The sequence below is a fragment of the Flagellimonas sp. MMG031 genome, assembly GCF_040112705.1.
Classification (GTDB): domain Bacteria; phylum Bacteroidota; class Bacteroidia; order Flavobacteriales; family Flavobacteriaceae; genus Flagellimonas.
This window is the reverse complement of the sequence record NZ_CP157804.1, coordinates 1,632,609-1,645,568: the sequence shown is the minus strand read 5'-3', so window position 1 is coordinate 1,645,568 and position 12,960 is coordinate 1,632,609. Positions and strand designations below refer to the sequence as shown.

At 42.4% G+C, this 12,960-nt stretch carries 12 protein-coding genes and 1 pseudogene; 7 read left to right on the top strand and 6 right to left on the bottom strand.

What is annotated here, in order from left to right; translation table 11 throughout:
• Window positions 1-44 precede the first annotated feature (44 nt).
• Window positions 45-1,354 (bottom strand): annotated as a pseudogene (locus ABNE31_RS07365) (AarF/ABC1/UbiB kinase family protein).
• A 5-nt stretch (window positions 1,355-1,359) separates the two neighbouring features.
• Window positions 1,360-2,016 carry a TetR family transcriptional regulator C-terminal domain-containing protein gene (locus tag ABNE31_RS07360; protein WP_293285586.1) on the bottom strand — a complete coding sequence of 219 codons (657 nt, stop codon included), beginning with the start codon at window positions 2,014-2,016 and terminating at the stop codon, window positions 1,360-1,362.
• Window positions 2,017-2,347: 331 nt separating this feature from the next.
• Here ABNE31_RS07360 and htpG point away from each other — a divergent pair, with 331 nt between their 5' ends.
• From htpG to ABNE31_RS07345, 3 genes are all read left to right on the top strand, one after another.
• Complete coding sequence (htpG, locus tag ABNE31_RS07355; protein ID WP_349352889.1) at window positions 2,348-4,234, top strand: molecular chaperone HtpG; 1,887 nt, start codon at window positions 2,348-2,350, stop codon at window positions 4,232-4,234.
• Between the two features lie 94 nt (window positions 4,235-4,328).
• Complete coding sequence (locus ABNE31_RS07350; protein ID WP_306014600.1) at window positions 4,329-5,666, top strand: hypothetical protein; 1,338 nt, start codon at window positions 4,329-4,331, stop codon at window positions 5,664-5,666.
• 5 nt (window positions 5,667-5,671) lie between these two features.
• The gene (locus tag ABNE31_RS07345; protein WP_179385044.1) at window positions 5,672-6,028 is read left to right on the top strand and encodes a hypothetical protein; all 357 of its coding nucleotides are present in this window, start codon (window positions 5,672-5,674) and stop codon (window positions 6,026-6,028) included.
• On the opposite strand, the gene ABNE31_RS07340 is transcribed toward ABNE31_RS07345, so the two are convergent.
• Entirely contained in the window at window positions 6,025-6,435 is a 411-nt protein-coding gene (locus ABNE31_RS07340; protein ID WP_349352888.1) for a hypothetical protein, read from the bottom strand. The genes ABNE31_RS07345 and ABNE31_RS07340 overlap by 4 nt on opposite strands.
• Complete coding sequence (locus tag ABNE31_RS07335) at window positions 6,428-7,006, bottom strand: sigma-70 family RNA polymerase sigma factor (protein ID WP_349352887.1); 579 nt, start codon at window positions 7,004-7,006, stop codon at window positions 6,428-6,430. Before ABNE31_RS07335 ends, ABNE31_RS07340 begins: the two co-directional genes overlap by 8 nt.
• Window positions 7,007-7,142: 136 nt before the next feature.
• On the opposite strand from ABNE31_RS07335, the gene ABNE31_RS07330 reads away from it, so the two are divergent.
• Both ABNE31_RS07330 and ABNE31_RS07325 read left to right on the top strand, forming a co-directional pair.
• The gene (locus ABNE31_RS07330; protein WP_349352886.1) at window positions 7,143-7,496 is read left to right on the top strand and encodes a DUF6249 domain-containing protein; all 354 of its coding nucleotides are present in this window, start codon (window positions 7,143-7,145) and stop codon (window positions 7,494-7,496) included.
• A 68-nt stretch (window positions 7,497-7,564) separates the two neighbouring features.
• Window positions 7,565-8,197: an MOSC domain-containing protein gene (locus ABNE31_RS07325; protein WP_349352885.1), complete on the top strand. Its 633-nt coding sequence runs from the start codon at window positions 7,565-7,567 to the stop codon at window positions 8,195-8,197.
• A gap of 51 nt (window positions 8,198-8,248) precedes the next feature.
• On the opposite strand, the gene ABNE31_RS07320 is transcribed toward ABNE31_RS07325, so the two are convergent.
• Entirely contained in the window at window positions 8,249-8,626 is a 378-nt protein-coding gene (locus tag ABNE31_RS07320; protein WP_179385049.1) for a hypothetical protein, read from the bottom strand.
• Between the two features lie 212 nt (window positions 8,627-8,838).
• Between ABNE31_RS07320 and ABNE31_RS07315 the strand changes: the two genes are divergently transcribed.
• Window positions 8,839-9,711: an AraC family transcriptional regulator gene (locus ABNE31_RS07315; protein WP_179385050.1), complete on the top strand. Its 873-nt coding sequence runs from the start codon at window positions 8,839-8,841 to the stop codon at window positions 9,709-9,711.
• 4 nt (window positions 9,712-9,715) lie between these two features.
• On the opposite strand, the gene ABNE31_RS07310 is transcribed toward ABNE31_RS07315, so the two are convergent.
• Complete coding sequence (locus ABNE31_RS07310; RefSeq protein WP_349352884.1) at window positions 9,716-10,486, bottom strand: S1/P1 nuclease; 771 nt, start codon at window positions 10,484-10,486, stop codon at window positions 9,716-9,718.
• A 149-nt stretch (window positions 10,487-10,635) separates the two neighbouring features.
• On the opposite strand from ABNE31_RS07310, the gene ABNE31_RS07305 reads away from it, so the two are divergent.
• Complete coding sequence (locus tag ABNE31_RS07305; protein WP_349352883.1) at window positions 10,636-12,834, top strand: DUF5916 domain-containing protein; 2,199 nt, start codon at window positions 10,636-10,638, stop codon at window positions 12,832-12,834.
• Window positions 12,835-12,960: the final 126 nt, after the last annotated feature.

Here is a 12,960-nt window from a genome sequence, read left to right as displayed (position 1 = left end):
TGTTGGAATTTCCAACAGGTTTTTTTTATAAACCACAATAATCATCAATCCATATACTTTTCAAAGGAATTCACCTCCACATGGGCCTTTAGGTCATGCAATAGGTTATAGAGTCCGAAAAAGGTACGGTTGATGTACAAAAAGTGTTTGGAACCGCGGTTCCCATTCATCTTGCGTATTTGTTCATCCTTGGAATACCGTTCGCTTAGATTGGCAATCTGGGACCAGAATCCCTCATCACCGAAATCGAAGGTTTCCTTATGGAAGGGAGAAGTAAAAATGGTCAACATTTCTTTAAAAAGAGCCTTGAAAAATTGTAGCTCCTTCTCCGAATCGGTCGGTGTTAAAATTTCCAGTTCATACAGCTTCTCCATGAACACCTCATCATTGTTGATGTTTTCTGGCTTGGCCAGCTCAAAATAAGGTACGTAAAATTCTTCTGGGATTGCTTTGATACAGCCAAAATCGATGGCGATCAACTCCCCTGCCTCACTGACCAAAAAGTTACCTGGGTGTGGGTCGGCGTGCACCCTTCTCAACGCATGGATTTGGAACATATAAAAGTCCCAAAGGGCCTGACCGAGCTTGTTCCCCAATTCGGAATCAAAATCGGTTTTGGTAAATTCGCCCAAATGCTTGCCTTCCATCCAATCCATCGTCAAAATCCGTTCGCTGGAAAGGTCACGGTAGTATTTGGGAAATCTCATGTTGGGAATTACAGAACAAGCGTTGGTAATCTCATCGCTCTGTTCCAGCTCCAAAATGTAATTGGTCTCCTCTACCAATTTATGTTCTACTTCCTTAAAGTATTTTTCGGAATCCTTTCCTTTTAGGTTGAACATTTTGATGGCCACAGGCTTGACCAAGGCCAAATCGCTGCTAATGCTTTCCGCCACACCGGGATATTGGATTTTTACGGCCAACTTTCTTCCGTCCTTTTCGGCACGGTGCACTTGGCCTATGCTTGCTGCATTAACGGAATCCTTTTCGAACTGATCAAAGACATCCTCGGGATATTTGCCCAAGTACTTCTTAAAGGTTTTGCGCACAAGCGGTGCCGACAAGGGAGGACCGAAAACTGGGAGAGAGAAAACTTTTCCACGTAGGCCCGTGGTAAAAGGTTTTTCTCCATGCTGAGCATTTGCGCAACCTTTAGGGCGCTTCCTTTTAAGCTTTTTAGCCCATCGTAAATATCTTCGGCATTGTCTTGGTCCAAAGTATCCTTCGAGGTCTTTGGGTCCACCAATTTTTTGCCGTAGTATTTTACGTAGTTGCCGCCGATTTTAACACCTGTTTTCACAAGCTTACCGGCCCGCTCAATCTTGCCGGTGGGAATGGTATCCAGACTTTTCATGGGCCTTATGCGAATTTCTCCTTATACAGGAATTTTCCAAAGTCCACGATTTTTTCCAAAGGTGTACTTTCAAATATTTGAAATATGGTAGTTACCGATTTCTCAATGGCAATATCCGTTTTTTCCAGTCCGGGCGAGCCATCCTCCATCCAAAACTTTAAGATGAACAAAAATTGCAACCAAGCGCCTTCCGAGAAAAGTGGTGCATTATATCTAAAGATTTTCAGGTTCTTTTCCTCATTGCGTTCCTCGATCAGGGTAGATGCGAAATCCTTGAACTTTTTGCGAAGCCCTTTCAATTGCACCAAGCCTTCCATGGAATGCTTGTGCTCGTTCATAATAAACAATACATAACTTCTGTTAAGCGTCAAATTTTCGAAGAAGGTAAAGAAAAAGGTAAGCATCTTTTCCTCATTGGTCATCGACTCGTAATCCTTGTTCTTTTGCATCACGCCATAACTATTATCGAAGAATTTGGTCCAGATGGACTTCTGAAGCGTGTCAAACGAACCAAAAAAGCCGTAGAACTCCTCTTCGGTTATTTTGTTTTCCTTGCAAAATTTGAATACCGAGCTTGGCACCTTTTCATGCTCCAATACGGACTCCATGAACAGGCTTATAATTTTATCCTCGGTGATTTTGGATTTTGATGTATTTGCCATTGTGGTATTTTTTATGGATTACTAATGTCGTGGTGTAGTCTTGCTTACAAAATTAAGCTTTTAAAGAAAATGCACTTCCGAGCGAAAGTGCATTTTCACAACCTAACCAATAAATAAACAAACTTGTTATAGTATTACTGTTTCATAGCAATTTTCCCATAACGATGTAAAGATACTCATTATGTTTAATCTTTTTGAAAAAAAAATAAACAAAATTTTGTTAAAACTGTCCATTGGGCTGTCAGCCCCTGTAAAATGCCAGTTTGTCAGATTTTGAGATCTGGTATTTTTTTTGACCAAAGAGGATTAAAGATTTAAAACGATAAGAAAAATGGCTACAGGTAAAATCAATGTTTCAGTTGAGAACATTTTTCCCTTGATCAAAAAATTTCTGTACAGTGACCACGAAATTTTCTTGAGGGAGCTTATTTCCAATGCTACTGATGCGACCTTAAAACTAAAGCACCTTACCTCCATTGGGGAGGCGAAGGTAGATTATGGAAACCCGATCATAGAAGTGAAGGTGGACAAAGACAATAAGCGCATCCATATCTTGGACCAAGGTATTGGTATGACCGAGGAAGAGGTAAAAAAATACATTAACGAAGTGGCCTTTTCCGGTGCCGAGGAATTTTTGGACAAATACAAGGATGCTGGAAAGGATGCGGGCATTATCGGACATTTTGGCCTTGGTTTCTACTCGGCATTTATGGTCGCCGAAAAAGTGGAGATCATTACAAAAAGTCATAAGGATGAGCCAGCTGTGCACTGGATTTGCGATGGTTCGCCCGAATTCACCATTGAGCCCAGCGACAAAACAGAGCGAGGTACCGAAATCATCCTTCACGTTGCAGAGGACTCTACCGAGTTTTTGGAAAATTCCAGAATTCGCCAACTGTTGGTCAAGTACAACAAGTTTATGCCCATACCGATTAAGTTTGGGACCAGAAAGGAAACCCTTCCCAAACCAGAGGGCGCCAAAGAGGACGAACCGGCCCCGACCAAGGAAGTGGATGACATCATCAACAACCCCGAACCAGCTTGGACCAAGCAACCCACGGATTTAGAAGAGGAGGACTACAAGAATTTCTACCGTGAGCTCTACCCCATGCAGTTCGAAGAGCCGTTGTTCCATATTCACTTGAACGTGGATTATCCGTTCAACCTGACAGGAATTTTGTACTTCCCTAAACTCACCAATGACCTCAACATTCAAAAGGATAGGATACAACTCTACCAGAACCAAGTATTCGTTACCGACAATGTGGAAGGGATTGTTCCAGAGTTCTTGACCATGTTGAAAGGGGTCATTGACTCTCCTGATATTCCATTGAACGTTTCAAGGTCGTATTTGCAGGCAGATGGTGCCGTTAAGAAGATTTCTTCCTACATCACCCGAAAGGTGGCGGATAAATTGACATCCCTTTTCAAAAACAACCGAGAGGACTTTGAAAAGAAATGGAACGACATTAAGGTGGTCATTGAATACGGTATGCTTTCTGAGGACAAATTCTTTGAAAAGGCTGACAAGTTCGCCCTTTACCCAACCATCGATGGTGATTTCTACACCTTCGAAGAGCTAGAGAACAAGATAAAGGATAATCAAACCGATAAGGATGATAAGCTGGTGATTTTATATGCTTCTGACAAAGAGGCACAGCACAGTTATATCGAAGCGGCCAAAAAGAAAGAGTACGAGGTCCTTTTGTTAGATTCGCCCATTGTTCCGCACCTGATGCAGAAATTGGAGACCAGCAAGGAGAACCTATCCTTTGTGCGCGTAGATGCCGACCATGTGGATAACCTCATCAAAAAAGAGGACACGGCCATTTCCAAGCTGTCCGATGAAGAAAAAGAGAAACTAAAAAAGGAAATCGAAGAAGTGACCAAGGAGAAAGGGTATACCATTCAAATGGAGGCCATGGAAAGTAGCGCCTCTCCCTTTATCATCACCGAGCCTGAGTTTATGCGCCGGATGAAAGAGATGCAGCGCACTGGAGGCGGCGGCATGTTCGGCATGGGCAATATGCCCGATATGTACAACCTGATCGTGAACACCAATCACGAACTGGTGAGCGAAATATTGAACACCAAAACAGCCAAAAAGCGGGAAAGATTGATCAACCAATCCTTGGATCTGGCACGACTATCCAAAGGATTATTGAAAGGTGAGGAACTCACCAACTTTATCTCCCGCAGCTATGAAATGATCAAATAATTTGGATTTGCACTATAATCAACAACGCAAAGCCGCTCTTTTGGAGCGGCTTTTGCATTTTATGCCTATCTTGGTGTAGCAAACCAATCAAACCGTGGGCAATAACGATTACAATAGTCCGGCCTTTAAAAAACTATTGGATTCCCTTCAGCAGCAAAGCTGGGAACTGGAACTCATTATTTCGGGTTTTGCCATTTTTGGACTTTTCACGGCTTATGAACCCCTTCGTTTGGAAATGCTGCATGCCGAAAACGAGGATTCTGTCTACAGTTTTCTGGTATACCTTATTTTGCACATCGCATCTTCCATTTTGCTTTTCAACCTACTGCTGCATGTCATCCTTAGAGGGCTTTGGATAGGCGCATTGGGCCTACGATATGTTTCTGGCGATATCGAATTTGAGAAGCTGCGCTATTCCGAAAAGTTCACCAACTATCTAAAAAAGCGTATCGTATCCTTTGATCGCTACATCGCCAACTTGGAAAATTATTGTAGTGTTCTCTTTGCCATTTCGTTTCTGTTGATCTTCTACGTGTTGGCACTCACCATGATCATTTTATCCATAGTACTGGTAGCCAACTTTATTTTTGATAACGACCAATTGCCGGACGCACTATCCGCGACTTTGGGCACCATCCTGATTATTCTAATCATCCTAGGAATGCTCCTTACTTTTATCGATTTTGTGACCCAAGGGTGGTTAAAGCGGAAAAAGTGGATATCCCGTGTATACTTCCCCGTGTATTGGATATTCAGTTTTATCACCCTTTCCTTTTTATATCGACCCTTGGTCTACAATTTTTTGGACAACCGTTTCGGTAAACGATTGATTTTGCTATTGGTTCCCATTTATATTGCCATTTTGATGATCACCACTTTGGAATACCGACATTCCAATTACCTGGAAAAAGACCTTGAATCGTCCAGTTTTTTTGCCAACAAGGAGAATTATTTGGATATGCTAACGGACAAAGAGGACTTCCCGGGAAGGATGGTGATACCCTCCAAAGTAATCACCGAACCGTATTTGAACGTTTTTGTGCCTTTTTCCGAAAGCTTGGAAAACCGGATTTTTGCCTACAACGATTCGCTTTCCCCGAAAATAGACCGTCGCGGACTTACCTCCAATATGCAGGTGACCACCAGTTGGGATGATGAGATTACCAGCCGAAGCCAAAAGGATAGTATTCGAAGGAAGTACCTCAGCACCTTTAATGAAATCCACTCTTTTCGTATTGACAGTCTGGAACTGGACGAGGATTTTATCCTGACCACGGGAATCAACAATACGCTTGGTTTTGAAACCTATCTCAACATATCGGACCTGGAACAGGGCAAACATATTTTACGGCTTCGAAGAAAAAGAAAGGTCAAGGATAGTGTGGTCAGTCAAACAGATGTTATCTTGCCGTTCTGGTATTATAAAAAATAGGTTGTATGGCACCGTGGGATTTATATGTTATGGCAGGAATGTATGTGCTGGCTGGAGCTATGCATTTCATCAAACCAAAAATGTACATGCGGATTATGCCCATGTATTTACCAAACCATAGACTTTTGGTCTATTTAAGCGGTGTTGCAGAAATTTTACTGGGAATTGGCGTTTGTTTTGATGCTACCCGTACATTGAGCACTTTCGGTATTATTTTGATGCTAGCGGCCTTTCTCCCCGTACATTTTTACATGCTTTCCAGTGAAAAAGCCGCCGCTGGGATTCCCAAATGGATTTTAATCCTCCGAATCCCCCTTCAATTTTTCTTGATGTATTGGGCATACTATTATGCCTATGTTTAACCCAAGGTTTGATCCATTTGCTTTTTTAACCAGCCCACCTGTACAAAAAACATAAAACCGAAAAGCAAAAACGCGTACACCATGATCTTGGAGGAGGTATACTGATCCACCCATTGCCAATCCGTTTGGAACCACGCATCCATATGTATGCTGGCGAACCAACCTTGTCCGCTATCCATTCCCAGCTGTGCCCCAATAAAAACCAACAAAGCAACAAAGGCTATAGATACACCGGACAACATCTTTCCGGATACCAACGGCTTATATTGAAACACCTCTTGTTGCGCATCGGCTTCCAATTTGTGCAGGACTTTTTGGGTAAAGTCTACAGAAGGTGATTCCAATGGGGCATCTTCCATGAACTTATCGATAAATGCTTCCAGTTTTTTATCCTCTCGTTTATCCATTGCTTTGCAAAATTTCTTTGTTCACACTGTTTTCCATAATACCGGCCAATCGCTTCCTGGCCCTGAACAACCGCACCTTTAAGGTATTTACGGGCAGGCCGGTCGCTTTCTCCATCTCCTGCAGGCTACTTTCCTCGAGATAAAACAAGGTGAGAATTCCCGCATCTTCCGACGACAATTGCGCCAAGCATTGCCTTATGATTTCGCTCCTTTCTTCGTCGGCCATTCTTTGAAAGGCATTGTCCAAATCCGCGTAGGCAATTTTATTGATATGTTCCAAGTCGGTAAGGACCCGTTCCTTTTTTATTTTCTTGATCTGGTCCAAACAACTGTTGTAGGCAATCCGATATACCCAAGTCGACAGTTTGCTGTCACCTTTAAATTTAGACAAGGATTTGTACACCTTAATAAAAACATCTTGCGACACTTCTTCGGCCTCTTCCCGCTTGCCCAACATCCGAACGGCCAGCGTAAAGACCAAATCCTTATAGCTATCCACCAAATCGGAGAATGCGCGGGTATTTCCCCTGCGTATTTCCGAAATCAGTTCTTGTTCTGTATTGGTCAGCATTGTTCATAGGACGCCAAATGCTCCATTTAGGTTACACCGAAAATAAAATTTTTGATTTGATGTAACCTGATTTGAAAAACTGTCGTCATAGCTTATGAACAAATAAATTATCAAATAATCAGTAAAACGAACAGTTATGGGATCAGAAGTAATTATCATACCTATTATTTTCGGAGTCATTTTTGCGATTGCCTATCTTTATTTTTCAACGAGGAACAAGGAACGATTGGCCTTGATCGAAAAAGGAGCTGACGCCAGCATCTTTGTTAGAGGTAAAAGAGATGAAGCCGCTCCGGTATGGAAAGTCCTCCTCCTTAACCTAGCCCTATTGCTAATGGGTATTGGAGCCGCAATTTTTGTTGCCTCCATCTTGCACTATAGCTTAGGGGTGGATGAAGAGGTAGCCTATCCGGGCACTATTTTCCTCATGGCAGGTATTGGGCTTTTTGTAGGTTTCAATATGACAAAGAAATTGTATCGGGAGGATTAATTTTTCACGACAACAATTAAACTGAAGGACCACCGCCACCAGCGGTGGTTTTTTTATACCTTGCCATTATGAAAGTAATCTCAACAAATCTAGGGGAGCCGACCAAAATCAATTGGAACGGCAAACAAACCTTGACGGGTATTTACAAATATCCTGTGGACCAACCGATTTATATGGATACCGAAGATGTGCAGGGCGATACCGTAGTGGACAGAAAATACCATGGCGGTATATACAAAGCCTGTTATTTGTTCTCGGCGGACCATTACGATTATTGGAAGGCAAAGTACCCTCAATTGGAATGGGACTGGGGCATGTTCGGGGAAAACCTCACCATACAGGGCTTGGACGAAACGCAATTAAAGATCGGAAGCACCTACCGATTGGGCACGGCCTTGGTACAAATTTCGCAACCAAGGGAACCCTGCTATAAATTGGGCATCCGTTTTGGCAATCAAGGGATACTGAAACAATTCATCGACCATGGTCGTCCCGGGACCTATATTAGGGTTATGGAGCCCGGTACCGTATCAAAAGGAGATTCCATGGAACTGGTGACGGCATCGGAGAGCCCTTTGACCATAGCACAGTTCTATGAGCTGCTTTTTGCCAAGGAAAAGGACCAGCATGTATTGCAACAGGCGCTCCATAATGAGGCCCTACCGTTGGGAAAAAGGGAGAAACTTCAGAAATGGGCATAAAAAAGGGGAGCCTCCCAGCTCCCCAATGCACATAAAAATTAACTAAACAAACTATCTTACAACCATTTTCTGCTTGTAGGTACCGAATTTGTCCACTACAACAATGGTATATTCTCCTCTAAAGGCTTTTTCGAAGTTGAATGCTTTCTCAACAACGATGTCACCGTCGATAGCCTCGTCAAAGACAAGTCTTTCTTCGCTATCGTAAACTTTCAATAGTACCTTTCCCTTGGATACGTTCAAAAGGTTCATCATAACTTTTTGACCTTTCCTTACAAATACGGGGTCAAGGTTTACCTTTACCAAGTTCTTTTCAACTTCATATTTGGCAACTGTCTTTTTACCAAATTCTGTTGCTGTCGTGTTGGCAACCGCAATTGCACTGATCAAAAGGGCTGCTGCTACTGTTAGGTTCTTAACTACTTTCATAACATTTCGTTTTTTTAAGATTACAGTACAAATGTAGGACACAATAGCGCATAGAAATACCACTCCTTTTTCCAGTTTATGTGCTATATTAACATGGTATATCATTTAACATAGTATTAATGATAAAATAGCATAACTTTGCGGTAATTTTGTTGACATTCGTACGACAATGGTAGTTGTAACTTTATCATTGCGAACAAAAATTGTAGTACATGATTCAAAAACCGGCATTTGAAGCGATCGCTCCCAGTTTTGGGCACTCATTTACCTTTCAAAAGTTTAATGAAAGCAATGAGAACAAAAACAATGGTTGGCATTACCATCCAGAGCTGGAATTGGTTTATGTGAACGGGGGTTCTGGAAAAAGACAGATCGGGAGCCATGTTTCCTATTACAGGAACGGTGACCTTATATTAATAGGGTCCAATTTGCCCCACTGTGGATTTACGGACAAGCTAACCGGTAATAAAAGTGAGACGCTTGTACAAATGAAGGCCGACTTTTTGGGAAGTGATTTCTTCAATATTCCCGAAATGAAAAATATCCAAAAGCTGTTCGAAGTTGCCAAAGGAGGTATCGCCTTTAGCGGAAAGACCAAAATGAAGGTGGGTGAAAAAATGGAAATCCTGGAATACCAGACCGATTTTCAGCGCTTGCTTTCCATACTCAACATTTTGAATATTTTGGCCACCTCCAAAGAAATGCACGTTTTGAACGCGGAAGGCTTTTCAATTGAAACTGAATTAAAGGACAACGACCGCATCAATGTCGTCTTTAATCATGTAAAAACACACTTTAAGGAAGATATCAGTTTGGAACAGATTGCCGATATGGTGAGCATGACGGTACCCTCCTTCTGTAGATACTTCAAAAAAATCACGAAAAAGACCTTTACGCAGTTCGTAAATGAGTATAGACTGGTGCATGCTTCAAAACTTTTGGCGGAACAGCCCATAAGCATCACGCAGGTGTGCTACGATAGCGGCTTCAACAACTTTTCCCATTTCAATAAGTCCTTCAAGGCCTTTACGGGGCAAAATCCTTCGGAATACAGAAACCAGTTGAAAACCGTATTGCAATCCTGATCGCTTAGGCAAATAGGTCGTTCAACACCTTTGCCAAGCGAAGTCCTCCTTTTTGGAGCTGCTCGAACAAAAGGTCATTGTAGTCGTAGGAATAGCGATAGCCCAACTTTTCCCCTATTTCCACGGAATCGTAGAGCTTTGCACAAATCTCATGGGATTCGTCCACCCAATCGAAGATGGTTCCCGCCTGAATTTCCTTTCTTTCGGCACGACTAACTTCTACCAGTTCACCGGCCAGTTCGGTATAAGTCATACCATAAGATTCGATCATATTCTTGTCCCAGACCCGGTGCAGGTTGCTTCCCTCTCCAAACCATTGCACTTGAATATCGTTGCCACCCTTATCCTCTGCCCTACTCGCATGCATCGGTTGGTGCAGGTCTCCTATCAAATGAATCAGCATCTTTAAATAAAAGACCCGGTCCTCACGGCTATTGTTTTTATCCTTCACCTTGGACGTACATTCCTCAATGGCCATTACAATATCCCCATATTCACTTTTCTCCGAATCCCGATAACTGGTACCCAAGGGATAATTCACATAATGCCAAGCGGAATATTTGGAAAACGCACGGTCTGCTTTAATATCATCGGCAAAGGTGGAAACGAAAGCCAAACTGTGCCCATCCAACAAATCGTTCAAAGCCCGTTTGGCCTTTCCCGTCAAATAGGCCTCAGCAATTTCACCTGTAACGCGGTGACCCGTTTTTCCCCAAGTGGTATTTGCCAAAACAATAACAGGGAGCAATAACAACAATAATGTGATTTTTTTCATTTGAACTGACGCTTAGGTTGACAAAAAATACGGCGATTTTTATTTCTGGAAATTTCTGAATGTTTTGGCAAAGAACAACCGATTTTAAAATTTTGGGATTTTTTTAACTATGTAAACTTTACATTTGTTAAACCAACTAAACTGAATCAATGTTCAAAAAAAGTTTTGTACTCGTTACAATCCTCTGTTCCTACGTTCTATTTTCCCAATCCGACCCGAAAAGTTTTACGGTAAAATATATCGATGACATTATCAAAGTTGATGGTATTATGGACGAAAGTGTTTGGGAAATTGCAGAAAGCGCCTCCGATTTCCATCAATACTTTCCAAGCGACACCACTCTTGCCTTCCAGCAAACGGACATTAAGATGCTGTACAACAATACCACCCTATATGTTGGCATCAAACTGAATACCGAAGGGGACAACTACGTGATTCCCTCCTTACAACGGGATTACCGCGCTGGGGGCAATGACAACATCAGTTTAATGTTCGACACCTTTAACGACGGCACCAACGCTTTCCTATTCGGGATGAACCCCTACGGCGTACGTCGTGAGGCACTCATTTCCAATGGTGGTTCCGGGCCCAGTGGTTTTACCACTTCGTGGGATGTAAAGTGGAAAGGTGAGACCAAAATCTACGAGGGCTACTACATTTGCGAGCTGGCCATACCCCTCACCTCTTTTAAATTTAGGCAAGGTGAGACCAAATGGCGGTTCAATAGTTATCGCTTTGATATGCAGTCGAATGAAACCAGTAGTTGGATGAAAATTCCGCAAAACCAACTGGTGTACAGTTTGGCCTTTATGGGCGATATGATTTTTGAAAAGCCCCTTGGAAAATCGAGAACCCCCATGGCCCTCATTCCATACATCAATGGTATTTTGGCGAAGGATTATGAAAACAATGAGGAGTTTAACAATTTCAATGTTGGGGGCGATGCCAAAATCTCCATTGGCAACGGAATGAATTTGGACGTAACCCTTAACCCCGATTTTTCCAACGTACAAGTGGACAATGTCATCGTCAACCTTTCCCGTTTTCAAGTGGCCTTGCCCGAAAGACGACAGTTTTTTATCGACAACAATGACCTTTTTGGCTCCTTTGGAAACGAAAGGGATGCCAACCCCTTTTTCTCAAGAAGAATTGGTATTGCCAAAAACAAGGATGATGAAACCATAGAAAATGGAATTGTGGGCGGTGTTAGGCTCAGTGGCAAATTAAATGAAAATTGGCGGCTCGGTCTTTTGAACATACAAACGGAAGAGGACGAAGAAAACGAGATTGCCAGTAACAATAATACCGTGTTGGCACTCCAAAAAAAGATGTTCTCGCGTTCCAACCTCAGCTTCATTTTTGTGAACCGACAAAGTTTTGGGGAATACGATTTTCTGGAAGAAACGGACAGATACAACCGTGTGGTTGGCTTGGATTACAATCTTGCCTCCGCAGACAACACCTGGACGGGTAAATTCTTCTATCACAAATCCTTCGCAAGGGATATTGGGAATCGTGATGCCTCGGGAGGTATGGACCTCCGATATAACTCAAGATTCTTCAATTTTGGGCTTCGTGGAAATTTCGTGGGCAACGACTTCCGATCAGATCTCGGGTTTGTGCGCCGACAGGATATTGTGGCCGCAAGGCCTTTTGTCGAATTCAATTTTTGGCCCCAAAAAGGAAAACTGAATTCACATGGATTCCGCATTAGCCCAAACGCTATTTGGCGACCCACATTAGATTATAAGAATACGGATTACAACATCTTTTTGAGCTGGCAGGCCAGATTTAAGTCCCAAGAAGAGTTTTCGGTACGGATGTTTAACCGCTACACTTTCTTAACGGAAGAATTTGACCCCACAGGAACAGATGGTGCGGTGGGACTGCCAGGAGATATAGGCTATTATTACACCAGCTACGAGATGCAGTTCCAAAGCGACAGAAGAAGAGTGTTTTCCTACTCGGTGCAACCTGGTTATGGTGACTTTTACAATGGCAATCGATTTGTTATGGAAGGTGATTTAAGTCTACGTCTCCAACCCAAAATGTTGCTTTCCCTTGGTGTCAATTATAACAGTATCATGCTACCTGAACCCTATGCAAGCCGTGATATTTGGCTGGTAAGTCCAAGGATTGAACTTACGTTCAATAAATCCGTTTTTTGGTCCACCCTAATCCAATACAGCAATCAGGCTGACAATCTAGGAATCAATTCAAGGCTGCAATGGCGCTTTGCGCCGCTATCCGACCTATTTTTGGTATACAACGACAATTATTTTGTAAACACCTTCATGCCGCGCACTCGGTCCATTAACCTAAAATTGACCTATTGGCTAAATATATAATGGACTTTATTTACAGTCCTACAATGGAAAAATTGATATGAAAAAAACAGTCTTTTTTTTACTACTAGCCATTTTATTTCTAAGTGCTTGCAGATATGAATGTGATTGTGAGGTTGACAAAGATGG